Here is a 16,216-nt window from a genome sequence, read left to right as displayed (position 1 = left end):
TTCTTTGACCGTTCGACAGGCTCATGAACGATGAACATCCACCGACTCGCTTTGTCCCTCAACAGACTAAGAAACGCTATATATAACAACTAACCAATCGCAAATGTGGTGTGTGGACGTGTTAAAAACAATAAAAATGTCTCGCTTATCTCCTGTCTTAGCAACAGCCCTTTTTTGTTCTGTCATCAGTTCCAAAGAGGGAGTTGTTGCCCAAACCTTAACCAATGTAGAACCCAAAAATTTAAGTCGCAGATTACGCCTTTTTAAACAGAATGCGCCGACTTTGACCGTTGGTCAAAACAATCATTCTGATCCTTCCCTAACCCCTGAGACTTCTTCTCTCGAATCCACCCCAGTAACGGAAGAGACCCCCCAGAATCTCAGTCAAAACAATAATTCCGATCCTTCCCTAACCCCTGAGACTTCTTCTCCCGCAGAAGAACCGCAAGTGTTAATTGTGGAAGTAGATGTGGAAGGTGTAGAAGGACGTTTGGAAGATGTTGTCTTTGAAGCCACCAATGTCCAGCCTGGACGCTTAACCACGCGATCGCAACTGCAAGAAGATGTCAATGCGATTTTTGCAACGGGTTTTTTCCGCAACGTGAGAGTGGTCCCCGAAGATACCCCCCTCGGGGTGCGGGTGACCTTTGTTGTCGAACCGAACCCCGTTTTAGAACAAGTGCAGGTGAATACGGTTCCAGAAGAAGCAGAAACCAGAGTGCTACCCGAATCGGTGGTCAATAACATTTTCAGCGAACAGTATGGGGAAATTCTCAATTTACAGGAACTGCAAGCCAACATTGAAGAACTGAATCAGTGGTATCAAGACAATGGCTATGACTTAGCGCAAGTGGTCGGTTCCCCCGAGGTTTCTCCCGATGGCGTAGTCACCTTAACGGTTGCAGAAGGAGTCATTGAAGAGATTCAGGTCAAAACCTTTGATGAAGAAGGAAATGAAATTGAAGGACGCACCCGCGACTTCATTGTCACCCGAGAAGTCGAATTATCCCAAGGGGATGTTTTTCAACGGGAAACCGCTCGCGCTGACTTAGAACGGATTTTTGGCTTAGGCATTTTTGAAGATGCTAGTCTTTCTTTTAGCCCCGGTGAAGATCCTCGTAAAGTAGTGTTGAATTTTGAAGTGGTTGAAGGCAATACGGGTTCCATTGGTGCAGGGGCTGGAATTAGTTCGGAAAGTGGTTTGTTTGGAACAATCAGCTACCAAGAACAGAATTTAGGCGGGAATAATCAAAATTTATCCGCAGAAGTGCAAGTGGGCGGACGGACGTTCCTGTTTAATACCCGATTTGTTGATCCTTGGATTGCAGGAGATCCCAATCGCACCTCCTACGCGGTGGATTTGTTCCGTCGCCGTTCCATTTCTGTGATTTTTGATGAAGGGGAAACCAATGTCGATTTACCGAATGGCGATAGTCCCCGTGTGGTTAGAACAGGGGGTGGGGTTACTTTTAGTCGTCCTCTCGCTCCCGATCCCTTTACCCGCCCCGATTGGAGACTGTCGGCGGGACTAGAGTATAACCGCGTTCAAATTCAAGATGAGGATGGTGATATTTCCCCAGTCGATGAATTGGGGAATCAACTCGCTTTTGATGAGAGTGGGGAAGATGATTTGTTTTTGGTGGAATTAGATGCGGTGCGCGATCGTCGCGATAATCCCCGTCAACCGACTGATGGTTCCGTGTTACGTTTAGGAATTGATCAATCCATTCCCTTGGGTTCTGGTAATATTCTCTTTAATCGAGTGCGCGGAAGTTATAGTTATTTCATCCCCGTGGACTTTACTAGTTTCAGTGAAGAAGGAGGAGAAACCCTTGCTTTTAATGTCCAAGCTGGAACCGTCTTCGGCGATTTACCTCCTTATGAAGCCTTCTCCCTCGGAGGGACGAATTCGGTACGAGGCTATGACTTTGGAGATGTGGGGGCGGGACGCAGCTTTGTCCAAGCCACCGCAGAATATCGTTTTCCCATTTTTTCGATTGTTGGCGGGGCGTTATTTATTGATGTCGGTACTGATTTAGGTACTGGTGACGATGTTCCAGGAGAGCCAGCTGAAGTCCGAGATAAACCGGGTAGTGGCTTTGGCTATGGGGCTGGCGTTCGCGTGCAATCTCCCCTCGGATCGATTCGAGTTGACTTTGGACTCAATGATGAAGGCGACAGTCGGATTCATTTTGGGATTGGAGAACGCTTTTAAGTCAGTGAACAATTTTTTGTCCTTTGTCCTTTGTCATTTGTTGTCTAATGACTCATGACTAATTTACAGACGTTCCATGGAACGTCTCTAATGACCAATGACCAAACAACAAACGATCGCGCAATCTTTTACTCTCACAGGTGTCGGTCTCCATTCTGGAGAAAAGGTAACGGTAACCGTTAAACCAGCAACGGCGGATGAGGGACGCTACTTTGTCCGCACCGATTTACCGAAGACCCCCACGATTCCTGCAACGGTGAATGCAGTCAGCCAAACCCAAATGTCAACGGAACTCGCTAATGGGGAGGCAACAGTGCGTACGGTAGAACATTTATTATCAGCGTTAGTGGGTCAGGGGATTGATAACGCCAGAATTGAAGTGAATGGCGCGGAATTGCCTTTGCTTGATGGGTCTGGAAAGGATTGGGTTGAGCAGTTAGCGAAAGTTGGGCGCATGAGTTGTCAAGGGGAACAAAAATTGGGGATTCAGGTGACTACCCCCGTCTCAGTCCAAGAAGAAGACGCGATTGTTGCAGCTTTCCCCGCGAACACTACCCGATTCAGTTATGGGATTGATTTTCCCGTTCCCGCCATCGGTCAACAATGGTATAGTTGGCAACTGGAGCAAGAAGACTATCACAGCGCGATCGCGCCAGCGAGAACGTTTGTCCTTGCTGAACAAGTGGAAGCCCTGCAAAAAGCAGGATTAATCAAAGGAGGAAGCCTTGAGAATGCTCTCGTTTGTAACGAAGACGGTTGGTTAAATCCGCCTTTACGCTTTGCAAATGAACCGGTTCGTCATAAACTGTTAGATTTAGTGGGTGATTTAAGCCTCTTGGGAAGCCTTCCCCAAGCCCATATTGTTGCCTACAAAGCCAGTCACCGCTTACATATTCGTCTGGCGCAACGCCTCACCAATCAATAACTCATTGTTGATTAGTGGCTAACGGGTAATGGGTAACTGAAATGATCCCCGAACCCCTTAAAATTAACTTAACGAGTGCGTCATTTCGGGGCATAAGTTCTGAGCCTTCTTCAGAACTTCCATCACTCCTCTCGGGGGTTGTCTTCAATCCAGTTCGACGTACTCCAAGTGATGTCCAGACCTTCCGAAACCATTTTCACCCGTAAATTTTAACTTTTGTAAACACGACTTATGTCTTCAGTAACTTCCGAACCTTCTCATCTCGCATCCACCTCTGATCACTCTTCTCATTCTGCTTCCGAAACGACAAAAACCGTCTATACGGTTGAGGAAATCCAACAACTACTTCCCCATCGTTACCCCTTTGCCTTGGTTGACCGCATTATTGATTATGTTCCTGGTGAAAGCGCAGTGGGACTCAAAAATGTGACTTTTAATGAACCCCATTTTCAAGGACATATTCCCAATCGTCCCATCATGCCAGGGGTTCTCATTGTGGAAGCAATGGCGCAAGTGGGAGGGGTGGTGTTGACTCAACTCCCCAGTGTCGAAGGCAGTTTCTTCGCGTTTGCAGGAATTGATAAAATTCGCTTCCGTCGTCCAGTCGTCCCTGGCGACCAGTTAATCATGAGTGTTGAGCTACTCTCTTTCAAACGAGGCTTTGGCAAAATGCACGGACGCGCTACGGTTGATAACCAAGTGGCTGCCGAAGGAGTCATGCTGTTTTCCTTGTTCGAGTAAGGAGAGGTTTTGTGGGTACATCATTAATTCATCCCACTGCTGTGATTTCTGATCGAGCCGAAATCGCCCCGAACGTCAAAATTGGGGCCTATGCCGTCATTGGAGATAACGTCAAAATTGGTGCGGAGACGACCATTGGTTCTCATGTTGTGATTGAAGGACCCACAGAAATTGGGGCAAATAATCGGATTTTTCCAGGGGCGGTTATTGGCTTAGAACCCCAAGATTTGAAGTATCAAGGGGCAAACAGTTGGGTTAAAATTGGCGATGATAATCTCATCCGTGAGTACGTCACCATTAACCGCGCGACGGGCGAAGGAGAAATTACAGAAGTCGGCAATCATACCTTACTTATGGCGTGTGTCCATGTAGCTCATAATTGTGTGATTGGAGATGGAGTAGTGATTGCAAATAACGTCGCCCTTGCTGGTCATGTCCATATTGAAGAAAAAGCAACCATTGGTGGGGTCTTGGGAATTCATCAGTTTGTTCACATCGGTAAGTTGGCAATGGTCGGAGGGATGAGTCGCATCGATCGCGATGTTCCTCCTTATACCCTAGTGGCAGGCAATCCAGCGCGAGTGCGTTCTTTAAATCTGATTGGCTTGAAACGACGAGGTTACACCAGTGAAGAGATTACTGAACTCAAAAAAGCCTTTCGTCTCCTTTATCGATCGCGCTATCGCTTGGAAGAGGCCTTGGTGCAATTAGAATGTCTCTCCGATTCCGAACCCCTACAACATTTACACCACTTTCTTCAAGCCTCTCGCAGTGGTGACCGTCGTGGGTTAACTCCGCAGGGAGGATCGTAGAATCGGTGATGTCAAGGGTATTTATCAGTACAGGAGAAGTGTCTGGGGATTTGCAAGGGGCGTTGCTGGTAGAAGCCCTCTATCGCCAAGCCCAAGCTGAGGAATTGCCTTTAGAGGTATTTGCTTTGGGAGGGGAACGGATGGCAAAGGCTGGGGCAACTTTATTAGGCAATACTACCAATATTGGGTCAGTGGGGATTTTGGAATCCTTGCCTTTTGTTCTCCCCACGCTGAAGGTACAACGACGGGCAAAGGCGTTTCTGCGGGAGTCTCCTCCTGATGTGTTGGTCTTAATTGATTACATGGGGCCGAATTTGGCGATTGGGAATTATGTACGTCAGTATTTACCCCAGTTGCCCATTGTTTATTACATTGCCCCGCAAGCGTGGGTGTGGTCGCCGTTTCCAGAAGATGCCAACGCCATTGCTCGGGTGAGTGATCGCTTGCTGGCTGTGTTTCCAGAGGAAGCTCGTTTTTTTGCAGCGCGAGGAGTAAATGTGACTTGGGTGGGACATCCCTTGTTAGATCGCATGGAAACAGCCCCCAGTCGTGACCAAGCCCGTCAACAACTGGCCATCACAGACGAGGAAACCATCGTCGCCTTAATTCCCGCTTCTCGTCGGCAGGAAATTCAGTTTCTCTTACCTGTGATTTTAGAAGCAGCGGTGGTGTTACAAGAAAAATGTCCCGATGTGAAGTTTTTATTACCGCTTTCTAATCCTGAGTTTTTGTCGGCGATTGAAACTGCAATTGATCAGTATTCCCTTGTTGTGGACGTTGTAGAAGACACCCTCAGCGCGATCGCTGCTGCGGATTTAGCGATTACCAAGTCGGGAACGGTCAATTTAGAATTAGCATTGCTCAATGTTCCGCAAGTGGTGTTATATCGCGTTAATCCCTTGACTATCTGGCTGGGACGCACCTTTTTAAACTTTTCTGTCCCCTTTATTTCACCGACTAATTTAGTCGTCAACCAACCTATTGTTCCTGAATTATTGCAAGAGGACGCAACGGTTTCGCGAGTGGTGCAAGAAGCGATCGCGCTTCTGAGAGAATCTTCGCAACGAAATACGATGTTAAAAGGCTATCAACAAGTCAGAGCGGGTTTAGGGGAAGTTGGCGTGCGCGATCGCGCTGCCAAAGAAATTCTCTCCCTTCTCCCGAGCTAATTTGGTTTCTGTCACATCAGGCGCAACGGTTACCGACAAGAGTCTGATAAATTGAAAAGAAAGTATATTTTCAGGTGTTATTCTTTATGATGAACAAATTATTCTCTGCTTTAATCTTAGGGGGGGGTCTCCTTGTCTTAAGCCCCACTTTAGAGGCTCTCGCTCAAAGCAACAGAAACTCAGGGATAACGATCTTTAGTGGGGTGAAGCGGGAAAATATCTTAGATTATCGTCTCGACTTTGACGGACAATCGGGACGTTGGGATCGCTATCGTCTCCGAATTCCTAGTAAAAAATTGCCCTTTGGTGCGTCTCAATTTTATATTACCTATCCCGACTATTATGAAGGTAAATTTGATACCGACGAAATGGAAGTAAGAATTGATGGGAAACCACAACCACTCAGTAATATTGAGTGGAATCAAGAAGAGCAGTTGGTGTCTCTCAGTTTAGAAGAACCAATCGCACCAGATACCAAAGTGGAAATCGTTTTTTCTAATGTTAAAAATCCTCGTTTCGGGGGAACATTCTACTTTAATGCACAGGTTGATGTTCCTAACGATGTTGCCATTCGCCGTTATATTGGCACTTGGATTATTGATATTGACTAAGCCTGCAAAATCATTTAAAGACTATAGGTTGGGAGTAACTCAGTTAACCCCAGCCTCATTTATAATGGTTTGAGAAAAAGTTAGGAAGAGGGGAAAAATAAATGAAATCGTTCAAAATAAAGAAACAATTATGATTGAACCCTCTCTCAATGATCTGGTTGAACTCCTTGTCAATCTTCCCGAATATAATCTTGCGATTGGTAATAAAGGAAGGATCATTGATAGTTTAGATGAATCCCATTTTGAAATTGAATTTATTGAGGGGGTTGAGGAAGCCACTGACTCTTGTGTGCTTTCCACAGAGCAGTTTATTGTGGTTTGGCAAGCAGAAACAGAAGAATGGTTAAGTACAACGGATAAACTGATGGCAATTGTTAACAACTTGCCAGAAGAAAAACGCGAAGAAATTTTAAATTTTGCTCAATTTTTATTACAAAAGATATAAAGCTCTTGACAAGTCAATCAAGAATTGAAAGCCCTTTCTCGCTCTGTTCTCTCTCTCTTTCATTTTCTGCTATCCTCGTTATTTGAGAAGGAGAAAAATGAGGACTGCAAATGACAACAACCACCGTCACTCAATCGGACTTTAGATCGCGTTTAGTTAATGGCATTTTAGGGATTAAACCGATTTATCAGATGGCGAAATCTCGGGCGCGAAATATGATGATTAAACGAGCCGAGGAGATTGGTGTTCCTTGGCGCGATCGCGTGGCACAATTAAAACAACATGATTGGGACAGTGAACTTGCAACCATTCAAAATCCTAACCTGAACTATCCCGATTATTACACCTGTTCTTTCCATGCCTACGAAAAAGGGAATCTTAGTTGGGAGGCAGCGCTAGAAGTAGAAGTGGCTGCCTATGCAGTTCATGCCAAACTGTGGGACGATAGCGGTGCTGATGGTGACCAACGGTTACGGGATAGTTATCATGAAGTTCTACAAGAGCAACTGCCAACAACACCAGAAACCATTGTTGATTTAGGCTGTAGTGTTGGGATGAGCAGTTTTGCCCTCCAAGAGCGTTATCCCGAAGCAAAGATAACAGGGGTCGATCTCTCCCCTTACTTCCTCTCTGTGGCGCAATATCAAGCCCGTCAAAAAGAATTTAACATCCAATGGCAACACGCAGCAGCCGAAGCAACCGAGTTACCCAGTCACAGCTATGATCTGGTCTCTGCGTTTTTAATGTTCCATGAACTGCCTCAACAGCCAGCAAAAGCCATTTTCCAAGAAGCCAAACGCTTAGTCAAACCGGGTGGCTATTTCTGTCTCATGGATATGAATCCCCAATCCCCCGTTTATCAAAAAATGCCCCCCTATGTGTTCACCCTCCTCAAAAGTACCGAACCTTACCTCGACGAATATTTTACCCTTGATCTGCACCAAGCCCTGACCGATGCTGGATTTGCAGCACCGAAGATTATTCCTAACAGTCCCCGCCATCGCACAGTTATCGCCTACAAGCCCGAAGACTAATTTTAAATTCCCTTGAAAATGTGATGATTCTGTAACATTAAATACAAACAACCGCCCAAGTCAGTCTCTAGGATGAGGCGAGACCGTATGCTTAAAAATCAAATTTAAGGAGTAAGCCATGCCCGAAACCGGTGCTGAAGTCCTGCGGATGATTCAGGATGAAGATATTAAAATCATCGACCTCAAATTTATTGACCTGCCTGGAATTTGGCAACACCTTTCTATTTATCGCAGCGAAATTGATGAGGATTCTTTTACGGATGGGATTCCCTTCGATGGTTCCAGTATTCGCGGTTGGAAGTCCATTAACGAGTCTGACATGATGATGGTCCCTGATCCGAAAACAGCATGGATCGATCCCTTCATGAAGGAAAAAACTCTCAGTCTCGTCTGCTCAATTAAAGAACCTCGGACAGGAGAATTTTATGATCGTGACCCCCGTACTATTGCTCAAAAAGCCATTGATTATCTAATTTCCACTGGTATTGGTGACACCGCCTTTTTCGGACCAGAAGCAGAATTTTTCGTTTTTGATGATGTTCGCTTCAACCAAACCTACAATGAAGCCTATTATCATGTTGACAGTGTTGAAGGACGTTGGAACTCAGGAAGAGAAGAAGCTGGTGGTAACTTAGGCTATAAACCTCGCTACAAAGAAGGATATTTCCCCGTTCCTCCCACGGATACGTTACAAGATATGCGGACGGAAATGCTGTTGACTATGGCGGACTGTGGGGTTCCCATTGAAAAACATCACCACGAAGTTGCTAGCGGTGGACAGAATGAGTTAGGTTTCCGCTTTGGAACATTAGTTCAAGCTGCTGACCATTTAATGACCTATAAATATGTCATTAAAAATGTGGCCAGAAAATATGGTCGCAGTGTTACCTTTATGCCCAAACCCATCTTTAACGATAATGGGTCGGGAATGCACGTTCACCAATCCATTTGGAAAGATGGACAACCCACCTTCTGGGGAGAGAGTGGTTACGCTAACTTAAGCGAAACTGCCCGTCATTATATCGGTGGTATTCTGCGACACGCTCCCGCCTTACTTGCCTTTACCAATCCTTCCACCAACTCTTACAAACGCTTAGTCCCTGGTTTTGAAGCGCCTGTAAACTTAGTTTACTCGCAAGGAAACCGGTCTGCGTCCGTGCGTATTCCTTTGACGGGAAGCAATCCGAAAGCAAAACGTTTAGAGTTCCGTTGTCCTGATGCGACTTGTAACCCTTATCTTGCTTTTGCTGCGATGCTTTGTGCAGGAATTGATGGCATTAAAAACCAAATTGAACCGGGTGACCCCTTAGATGTGGATATTTATGATCTCAGCCCTGAAGAATTAAGCAAAATTCCTTCCACACCTGGTTCTTTAGAAGCTGCATTAGAATGTCTAGAAAATGACCATCAATTCTTAATTGAGGGTGGTGTTTTCACGGAAGAATTCGTTTATAACTGGATTGAGTACAAATTAGATAATGAAGTGAACCCTCTCCGTTTGCGCCCCCATCCTTACGAGTTCTCTCTCTACTACGACGCTTAAGAGCACAACATTGGTTTAAATGGCTGAGCAGCAGGGATTTCTAGAATCGTCAAAACCTGCTGCTTTTGCTTTATAAAGATGAAATATCGAGGGACGGGACTTACATCGCTTCTGCTAAATCAACTAAACGATTGCTATAACCCCACTCATTGTCATAATAAGCAAGGATTTTCGCAAAATTCCCATCCATCACTTTCGTTGAACTGAGGTCAACAACAGAAGAATGGGGGTCTTGCACACAATCAGAGGAAACAAGGGGCCATTCGCTCGTTTTTAGGATGTGTTTCATTTCTCCTTCTGCGTATTTATTGAAGGCAGAATTAATGGCTTCTACAGAGGCTTCTTTGCCTAACACTGCGTTTAAGTCAACCACTGATCCGGTGGGAGTGGGAACGCGCAACGCAATCCCGTCGAGTTTCCCTTTCAGTTGCGGTAAGACTAAACCCACAGCAACCGCAGCCCCAGTGCTGGTGGGGACAATGTTTTGCCCTGCGGTGCGTCCGCGAGTCCAACTGTCATGCGCCATATCCACCAGACGCTGATCGGCAGTGTAAGCGTGAACTGTTGTCATCCAGCCTTTGTCAATGCCAAACTCCTTATCCAAAATGGAGGCAATGGGAGCGAGACAGTTAGTCGTGCAAGAAGCAGCAGAAATCACGCGATCGCGCTCGGAATCAATGGTATCATCATTCACCCCATGGACAACCGTGGGCACATCGCCTTTGGCGGGGGCGCTAATAATCACCCGTTTTGCCCCTGCATCCACATGAAGCCCTGCTTTTTCTGCCGTCCGAAATACACCAGTGGATTCAATTACGACATCAATCTCCATTTCTTTCCATGGTAAAGCGGAAGGGTCTTTTTCAGCTAAGATGGGAACGCTTTTGCCATCAATGACTAAACCTTTCTCATCACAACAAACTTCACCTGGATAGCGACGATAAACCGAATCATACTGCAACATATACGCTGCTTGGTCAGTTTTAATTGCAATATCATTAATGGCTACAACCTCGACTTTGGGGTGATCATGGGCGATCCGCATAAACGCCCGTCCAATTCTGCCAAACCCATTAATCGCAACTCGTGTCATGGTATCTTGTCCTCCGGCTCATGAGTAATTTTTCTCAATTTTGCTTAGTCAGTATATCCCCCCCTCTCAAGGCAAACTGTTTACAATAAACTGCTCTCCTTCCCATTAAGATTGAAATAGAGGACTCTTCATTGCATTAATCTTCCTTAGGAAAGTTTTAAACAGTGACCAGTTACCAACTGTCCTTGCTGTCTTCACCTTGTCTCCCCCTCTCCCCTTAAGCAAAAATGAAAAATAAAGTTGATTTCTTCGTTTATTATGCAACGCCCGATTTATCTTGACTGTCACGCGACCACGCCTGTTGATCCGCAAGTGTTAGAGGCGATGTTGCCCTATTTCACGGAACATTTTGGTAATCCCTCTAGTGTTTCTCATGCTTATGGTTGGGAAGCTGAAGCAGGGGTGAAACAAGCCCGAGAGATGATCGCCCAAGCTATTAATGCTTCACCCGAAGAAATCATTTTTACCAGTGGTGCAACGGAAGCGAATAATTTAGCCATTAAAGGGGTGGCGGAGGCGTATTTCAGTCAGGGACAACATATTATTACTGTCGCAACCGAACATCGGGCGGTACTTGATCCCTGTCAGTATTTAGAAAGTTTAGGCTTTGAAGTGACCTATCTCCCTGTGGGAGAGGATGGATTGATTGATTTAGAAACCTTGAAGGAAACGATTCGGGAGGACACCATTCTGGTTTCGGTGATGGCTGCGAATAACGAAATTGGTGTCTTACAACCGATCGCGGACATTGGTGAAATCTGTCGGGAAAGAGGGGTTTTATTTCATACCGATGCAGCACAAGCACTGGCTAAAATTCCTCTGGATGTGGAAGGGATGAAGATTGATTTGATGTCGCTGACAGCCCATAAACTCTATGGTCCGAAAGGGATTGGGGCGTTATATGTCCGCCGTCGTCAACCAAAAGTTCGTCTCGCGTCGCAAATCCAAGGCGGTGGACAAGAACGGAATTTTCGTTCAGGGACGCTGTACCCCCCGCAAATTGTGGGGTTTGGTAAAGCGGTCGAATTAGGACTTGCAGAAATGGATGCAGAAGGGGAACGACAATCTAAACTGCGCGATCGCGCTTGGGAAGAATTATCGCAACTGGAAGGGGTTTATCTTAACGGTCATCCCACGCAACGGCTGCCAGGCAACCTCAACATCAGTGTGGCGGGTGTCGATGGGACAGCGCTTATTTTAGGGTTGCAACCTGTGATTGCAGTTTCTTCAGGGTCTGCTTGTTCCTCACAATCGACAGCCCCCTCTCATGTCATCACCGCTTTAGGGAGAGGCAAAGCACTGGCAAATGCTTCGATTCGGTTTGGGATGGGACGATTTACCACAGAAGAAGAGATAGACAGCGCGATCGCGCATACCAAAACAACCATTGAATCCTTACAGAAAGCCAAAGTCTAGTGGCTTGTGAATTTTCAATGGAGATACATAACCAATTTTTAATTTCTGTAAATTACGTAACAAAATATGTAATTGTCAGTTGTTATGCAATTTTCTGAGTTATTGTATAAGAGTACACAAAAAAAAGGAGGAAGTTGTGAGCCACAGAGTTACCATCGCCGTTCCGGATGCGCTATTTGAACGGTTGCAAGCTGTCAAACACAACTTCAACATTTCTTCAATTTGTCAGGAGGCTTTAGAAATGGCTATTACTCATCAAGAACTCAAACAACAAGCACAAGAACAAGATAATCTGGTAGAACGCTTACAGGCTGAAAAAAATGTCCTTCTCCATACAGTGCGTCAAGAAGGCTTTGAGTTGGGAATTCGCTCTAGTTCTAAACTATCTTACAAAGATTACCGTCACTTTGAACGAGTTAGCCCTTTAGCGGAGTCTCTGGATGAAGACGTATTAGACTACTTATGGAGTTTTCTCGACCTCAAAGAATATCCAGAACAAGCCCGACTGCATGACCCTGATTTTGCTCATTTATTAGAAGTGGATCCCGAAAGTCGGATTATTTTTGCCCAAGGTTGGCTAGAAGGAGTGTTGTCCATTTGGGAAACCATCAAAACTCAAGTCGATACCAACCCAGCTTAATGACAATCATGGCAATTCCTATCAACTTGATCAAGCTGAGGGGTGAGAAACAGAGAAACGTCATCTATGTGTAGCATGAATTCATCCATTTCAGATAACATGGGTGGGCTAGAACGCTGTTAACGCCCGTAAGACTCTCGACCTTCTCTCTTTTCAGCTTTATGAATCAACCCCAGTCTAATCACCAACTCATCTCTATTATTGAGAATAAAATTGCCAATTCTCCTGAGCAAAAAATTACCTTTGCTGATTATATGGACTTAGTTCTATACCATCCCCAAGAAGGATACTATACATCAGGTCAGGTGGATATCGGTAAAGCAGGAGACTTTTTTACCGCTGCTTCTTTGGGAAGTGATTTCGGTGAATTATTAGCAGAAAATTTTGTCGAAATCTGGGAGAAATTAGAGAAACCGAATCCCTTTGATTTAGTAGAAATGGGCGCGGGAAAAGGGGAATTAGCGGATGATATTCTCCGTTATTTATCCCAACATTATCCGCAATGCTTACAGGCGTTACACTATCACATTATTGAACAATCTCCTACTTTGAGAGAACAGCAACAAGCCAAACTCAAAACTTGGGAAAATGAAGTGACGTTGCGATGGGAAACTTGGGATAATATTTCTGATTCCTCTTTAGTGGGTTGCTGTTTTTCTAATGAATTAGTGGATGCGTTTCCCGTACACCGAGTACAAATAGAAGCAGGAACACTCAAAGAAATTTATGTCACCCTTGCTGAAGAAAAAGAGCCCTCTCCCTTGACAGAAGTAACGGATCATCTCTCGACACCTCAACTTAAAAAATACTTCCAAACAGTTGGTATTAACCTTCCTTCTTCTGAATATCCAGATGGTTTTCAAACAGAAGTTAACTTGGCGGTTCAATCATGGCTAGCCACAGTTTCTCGTTGTTTAAAACAAGGCTATTTATTAACCATTGACTATGGCTATTCCGCAGAGAAATATTACGATCCTCAACGATATGAAGGAACGCTGCAATGCTACGTTCAACATCAACGCCATAACGATCCTTATTATTTAATTGGTCAACAAGACCTAACCAGCCATGTTGATTTTACTGCGCTTGAAACTTATGGCAAACAGTATAACTTAGAGTTTTATCACTTTACCCAGCAAGCCTTATTTTTAATGGCTTCAGGTCTCGGCGATCGCCTCAATGAACTCTCTCAAGGCGGATTCAACCTGATGGAAATTTTGCAGCGACGGGATGCACTGCATCAGTTAATCGATCCGATGGGGTTAGGAGGCTTTGGGGTTTTGTTACAAGGAAAGGGAATGAGTCAAGCAGAAAAAAACACTCCCTTGTTAGGTTTTCGACAAAATAGATAATTGATTATTTGTTCTTTATTCTTTGGTAACTGGTCACTGTTCTCAGCCGTCCAAAAATTCCTATAATAAAGGCTCGATTCGTTGAAAATCCCGATCAACTTCGTACCAAAGGGAACGATTATGGGGATCGGTACTGAGTGCTTTTTTTAAGAACTTTCGGGCCAGTTCAAACTGTCCCTGATTCACTAATTGTCGTCCCCGTTGTTGATAGGTAATGGCTTGCCATTGACGCACTTCTGAATCATTGGGAAAGCGTTTTGATAGACTTTCTACTAATGTCGTTGCCCGAGCAAATTTTTGCGTTTTCAGTAACTCTTGTAATTTTTTATAAGCATCCCACTTGACTTTTTGATCAAGTTCTGAGGGGGGCTTAGAAGTCGCTTTTGTCTGGTGTTTAACTTCTGTTTTTACCGATGAAGCACTATCTTGATGGGAAAAGTCAGTGGGGCTTCCGCCTTGAGAAACTCGTTCGAGAAGATATTTATAGGCTTCGGTCACGCGAATAAATTGGGTGTGGGCTTGTTCGCGATTATGGGGATTAACGTCAGGATGATAGCGTCTGGCTAAACGGCGATAGGAGGCTTTGATCTCTTCGATCCCTGCATTGGGACTTAATTCTAATAACCGATAACATTCTACCAGTTCCATTGCTCACTTCTCAGGGAAAAAACTTAACTCTTAATTGCTTACTATAGCTAGAAATGCTTGGAAACTCAACTCTCATTTGATCGGCTTGTCTGTGTTCTGGAATCGTTAGCTGTTCGTGGGGAAGCGTCGGTTAGTTTAGGCATAACTTCGGGTGAAGGGGAAAAGGTTTGATAAAATTAGAGTGTTAAAAGTTATTTCGGAATGTAAGGAGTAAAAAGCAATGTCTGATCTTGATCGCGGAATTATGAAATTTAGTGGGGCGGATAAACCTGTGGTTGTGGCGATTTCCTCGGTTGTTGTCCTAGGCGCGATCGCTGCTTTAATTGTTTGGGCGTTACAAGTGGCTTATGCGGTAGAGTAAGTTTCCCGCTTGCCTCAACTCTTTCCTCTCCTGAGATGGGACTTCTAGGTTCGGATCAATCAGCGTGATCTAGCTGCTGCACCAAGCGTAATATTTCCTTTTCAAAATCTAACTGTCCTCATGCACCTCGCCAGTGGAGAGAATTGCTATCTCCCAATTCAGTTTCTTTCCTTGACGCGCTATAATGATGGGTTTGAGTAAATTAAAAATATCAATCTAAACTAGCTTTTATGAAAATTGCAATTACAGGTGGAACTGGCTTTGTCGGAACACGGCTGGTGCAAAAATTAGCAAATCTTGGGCATAGTCTCTTGGTTTTCACACGCAATCAACAACGAGGAGAACGCATATTTCCCAAGAAGGTCTTTCCCAAAGTGGAAATTGTTCAGTATGATCCGATGCAAGGGGGAGCATGGCAAGAGAAAATTGCAGACTCAGAAGCAGTGGTTAATTTAGCGGGTGCGGGAATTGCGGATGAACCGTGGACTCCAGAACGGAAACAGGAAATTCTCGATTCTCGAATCAAAACCACTCAATATATTGTGGAAGCGATGCCAAAGGCGGAAACCAAACCGACAGTTCTCGTCAATGCGTCTGCTGTCGGGTATTATGGCACGAGTGAAACCGCAACCTTTGATGAAAGTAGCAATTCTGGAGATGATTTTCTGGCTTCGGTGTGTCAGAAGTGGGAAGCTGCTGCAAAAGAAGTGGAGACAACAGATACTCGGTTAGTTATTCTTAGGTTCGGTATTGTTTTAGGAGAAGGGGGGGCATTAGGAAAAATGTTAACCCCATTTCGATTGTTTGCTGGGGGGCCTTTGGGAACAGGACAACAGTGGTTTTCTTGGATTCATATTGATGATTTAGTAAACTTGATTGAAACTGCGATCAATTCTCCAGACTATCAGGGGATTTATAATGCGACTGCACCGAACCCTGTACGAATGTCAGAATTATGTGAAAATTTGGGAGAGGTGATGAAACGTCCATCTTGGTTACCCGTTCCTGAATTGGCGTTGAAATTACTTTTAGGGGAAGCAGCGCAAGCGGTTCTCGAAGGGCAAAAGGTACTTCCAAAACGCACGCAAGAACAAGGCTTTACTTATCAATATCCGAGGGTTAAACCTGCGTTGGCTGATATCGTTAAACCGTGATCAGTTACCAGTGAACGGCTTCCTAAACTTAATCAGTAATCATAAAAGAGGAGATAA

16 protein-coding genes are annotated in these 16,216 nt (G+C 44.8%); 14 read left to right on the top strand and 2 right to left on the bottom strand.

Features of this window, described 5'->3' with window-relative positions; all coding sequences use genetic code 11:
* The first annotated feature begins 136 nt into the window (after positions 1 to 136).
* From PCC7418_RS12320 to glnA, 9 genes are all read left to right on the top strand, one after another.
* A complete protein-coding gene (locus tag PCC7418_RS12320) occupies positions 137 to 2,215 on the top strand; it encodes a BamA/TamA family outer membrane protein (RefSeq protein WP_216086640.1) in 2,079 nt (692 codons plus the stop codon).
* A 97-nt stretch (positions 2,216 to 2,312) separates the two neighbouring features.
* Positions 2,313 to 3,140 (top strand): UDP-3-O-acyl-N-acetylglucosamine deacetylase, encoded by an 828-nt coding sequence (gene lpxC, locus PCC7418_RS12315; protein WP_015226519.1) that lies wholly within the window; start codon positions 2,313 to 2,315, stop codon positions 3,138 to 3,140.
* Between the two features lie 231 nt (positions 3,141 to 3,371).
* The gene (gene fabZ / locus PCC7418_RS12310) at positions 3,372 to 3,881 is read left to right on the top strand and encodes a 3-hydroxyacyl-ACP dehydratase FabZ (RefSeq protein ID WP_015226518.1); all 510 of its coding nucleotides are present in this window, start codon (positions 3,372 to 3,374) and stop codon (positions 3,879 to 3,881) included.
* A gap of 11 nt (positions 3,882 to 3,892) precedes the next feature.
* Entirely contained in the window at positions 3,893 to 4,693 is an 801-nt protein-coding gene (lpxA, locus tag PCC7418_RS12305; RefSeq protein ID WP_015226517.1) for an acyl-ACP--UDP-N-acetylglucosamine O-acyltransferase, read from the top strand.
* Positions 4,694 to 4,701: 8 nt separating this feature from the next.
* Positions 4,702 to 5,862, top strand: coding sequence for a lipid-A-disaccharide synthase (gene lpxB / locus PCC7418_RS12300; protein ID WP_015226516.1), 1,161 nt, complete (start codon positions 4,702 to 4,704; stop codon positions 5,860 to 5,862).
* Positions 5,863 to 5,948: 86 nt separating this feature from the next.
* Positions 5,949 to 6,473, top strand: coding sequence for a DUF2808 domain-containing protein (locus PCC7418_RS12295; protein ID WP_015226515.1), 525 nt, complete (start codon positions 5,949 to 5,951; stop codon positions 6,471 to 6,473).
* Between the two features lie 130 nt (positions 6,474 to 6,603).
* Complete coding sequence (locus tag PCC7418_RS12290; RefSeq protein ID WP_015226514.1) at positions 6,604 to 6,918, top strand: DUF4926 domain-containing protein; 315 nt, start codon at positions 6,604 to 6,606, stop codon at positions 6,916 to 6,918.
* Between the two features lie 110 nt (positions 6,919 to 7,028).
* Complete coding sequence (locus tag PCC7418_RS12285; protein ID WP_015226513.1) at positions 7,029 to 7,952, top strand: class I SAM-dependent methyltransferase; 924 nt, start codon at positions 7,029 to 7,031, stop codon at positions 7,950 to 7,952.
* A 118-nt stretch (positions 7,953 to 8,070) separates the two neighbouring features.
* Positions 8,071 to 9,495, top strand: coding sequence for a type I glutamate--ammonia ligase (glnA, locus tag PCC7418_RS12280; RefSeq protein WP_015226512.1), 1,425 nt, complete (start codon positions 8,071 to 8,073; stop codon positions 9,493 to 9,495).
* Between the two features lie 100 nt (positions 9,496 to 9,595).
* On the opposite strand, the gene gap is transcribed toward glnA, so the two are convergent.
* Positions 9,596 to 10,588, bottom strand: a complete 993-nt coding sequence (gene gap / locus PCC7418_RS12275) for a type I glyceraldehyde-3-phosphate dehydrogenase (RefSeq protein WP_015226511.1) — start codon at positions 10,586 to 10,588, stop codon at positions 9,596 to 9,598.
* 255 nt (positions 10,589 to 10,843) lie between these two features.
* Between gap and PCC7418_RS12270 the strand changes: the two genes are divergently transcribed.
* The 3 genes from PCC7418_RS12270 to PCC7418_RS12260 all read left to right on the top strand — a co-directional run bounded on the left by PCC7418_RS12270 (position 10,844) and on the right by PCC7418_RS12260 (position 13,996).
* Positions 10,844 to 12,004, top strand: coding sequence for an IscS subfamily cysteine desulfurase (locus tag PCC7418_RS12270; RefSeq protein WP_150107148.1), 1,161 nt, complete (start codon positions 10,844 to 10,846; stop codon positions 12,002 to 12,004).
* A 136-nt stretch (positions 12,005 to 12,140) separates the two neighbouring features.
* Complete coding sequence (locus PCC7418_RS12265) at positions 12,141 to 12,644, top strand: hypothetical protein (protein ID WP_015226509.1); 504 nt, start codon at positions 12,141 to 12,143, stop codon at positions 12,642 to 12,644.
* Between the two features lie 161 nt (positions 12,645 to 12,805).
* On the top strand, positions 12,806 to 13,996 hold the full coding sequence (locus tag PCC7418_RS12260; RefSeq protein ID WP_015226508.1) for a class I SAM-dependent methyltransferase: 1,191 nt from the start codon (positions 12,806 to 12,808) through the stop codon (positions 13,994 to 13,996).
* Between the two features lie 60 nt (positions 13,997 to 14,056).
* Here PCC7418_RS12260 and PCC7418_RS12255 read toward each other — a convergent pair whose 3' ends face one another.
* Positions 14,057 to 14,644 carry a J domain-containing protein gene (locus PCC7418_RS12255; RefSeq protein ID WP_015226507.1) on the bottom strand — a complete coding sequence of 196 codons (588 nt, stop codon included), beginning with the start codon at positions 14,642 to 14,644 and terminating at the stop codon, positions 14,057 to 14,059.
* 220 nt (positions 14,645 to 14,864) lie between these two features.
* Between PCC7418_RS12255 and PCC7418_RS20595 the strand changes: the two genes are divergently transcribed.
* Together PCC7418_RS20595 and PCC7418_RS12245 are read left to right on the top strand one after the other, a co-directional pair.
* Complete coding sequence (locus PCC7418_RS20595) at positions 14,865 to 15,005, top strand: hypothetical protein (protein WP_015226506.1); 141 nt, start codon at positions 14,865 to 14,867, stop codon at positions 15,003 to 15,005.
* A 230-nt stretch (positions 15,006 to 15,235) separates the two neighbouring features.
* Positions 15,236 to 16,159, top strand: coding sequence for a TIGR01777 family oxidoreductase (locus PCC7418_RS12245; RefSeq protein ID WP_015226505.1), 924 nt, complete (start codon positions 15,236 to 15,238; stop codon positions 16,157 to 16,159).
* The last annotated feature ends 57 nt before the right edge of the window (positions 16,160 to 16,216 follow it).

Source organism: Halothece sp. PCC 7418 (assembly GCF_000317635.1).
Classification (GTDB): domain Bacteria; phylum Cyanobacteriota; class Cyanobacteriia; order Cyanobacteriales; family Rubidibacteraceae; genus Halothece.
The sequence above is the reverse complement of the archived record's forward strand: the minus strand, read 5'-3'. Positions and strand labels throughout refer to the sequence as shown.

What these genes read in the sequence shown, in the direction of transcription:
- lpxB (WP_015226516.1), top strand. Translation starts at nt 4,702, where the DNA reads ATGTCAAGGGTATTTATCAGTACAGGAGAAGTGTCTGGGGATTTGCAA.
- PCC7418_RS12320 (WP_216086640.1), top strand. Translation starts at nt 137, where the DNA reads ATGTCTCGCTTATCTCCTGTCTTAGCAACAGCCCTTTTTTGTTCTGTC.
- PCC7418_RS12260 (WP_015226508.1), top strand. Translation starts at nt 12,806, where the DNA reads ATGAATCAACCCCAGTCTAATCACCAACTCATCTCTATTATTGAGAAT.
- PCC7418_RS20595 (WP_015226506.1), top strand. Translation starts at nt 14,865, where the DNA reads ATGTCTGATCTTGATCGCGGAATTATGAAATTTAGTGGGGCGGATAAA.
- PCC7418_RS12245 (WP_015226505.1), top strand. Translation starts at nt 15,236, where the DNA reads ATGAAAATTGCAATTACAGGTGGAACTGGCTTTGTCGGAACACGGCTG.
- fabZ (WP_015226518.1), top strand. Translation starts at nt 3,372, where the DNA reads ATGTCTTCAGTAACTTCCGAACCTTCTCATCTCGCATCCACCTCTGAT.
- PCC7418_RS12290 (WP_015226514.1), top strand. Translation starts at nt 6,604, where the DNA reads ATGATTGAACCCTCTCTCAATGATCTGGTTGAACTCCTTGTCAATCTT.
- lpxC (WP_015226519.1), top strand. Translation starts at nt 2,313, where the DNA reads ATGACCAAACAACAAACGATCGCGCAATCTTTTACTCTCACAGGTGTC.
- PCC7418_RS12255 (WP_015226507.1), bottom strand. Translation starts at nt 14,644, where the DNA reads ATGGAACTGGTAGAATGTTATCGGTTATTAGAATTAAGTCCCAATGCA.
- PCC7418_RS12295 (WP_015226515.1), top strand. Translation starts at nt 5,949, where the DNA reads ATGATGAACAAATTATTCTCTGCTTTAATCTTAGGGGGGGGTCTCCTT.
- PCC7418_RS12285 (WP_015226513.1), top strand. Translation starts at nt 7,029, where the DNA reads ATGACAACAACCACCGTCACTCAATCGGACTTTAGATCGCGTTTAGTT.
- gap (WP_015226511.1), bottom strand. Translation starts at nt 10,588, where the DNA reads ATGACACGAGTTGCGATTAATGGGTTTGGCAGAATTGGACGGGCGTTT.
- glnA (WP_015226512.1), top strand. Translation starts at nt 8,071, where the DNA reads ATGCCCGAAACCGGTGCTGAAGTCCTGCGGATGATTCAGGATGAAGAT.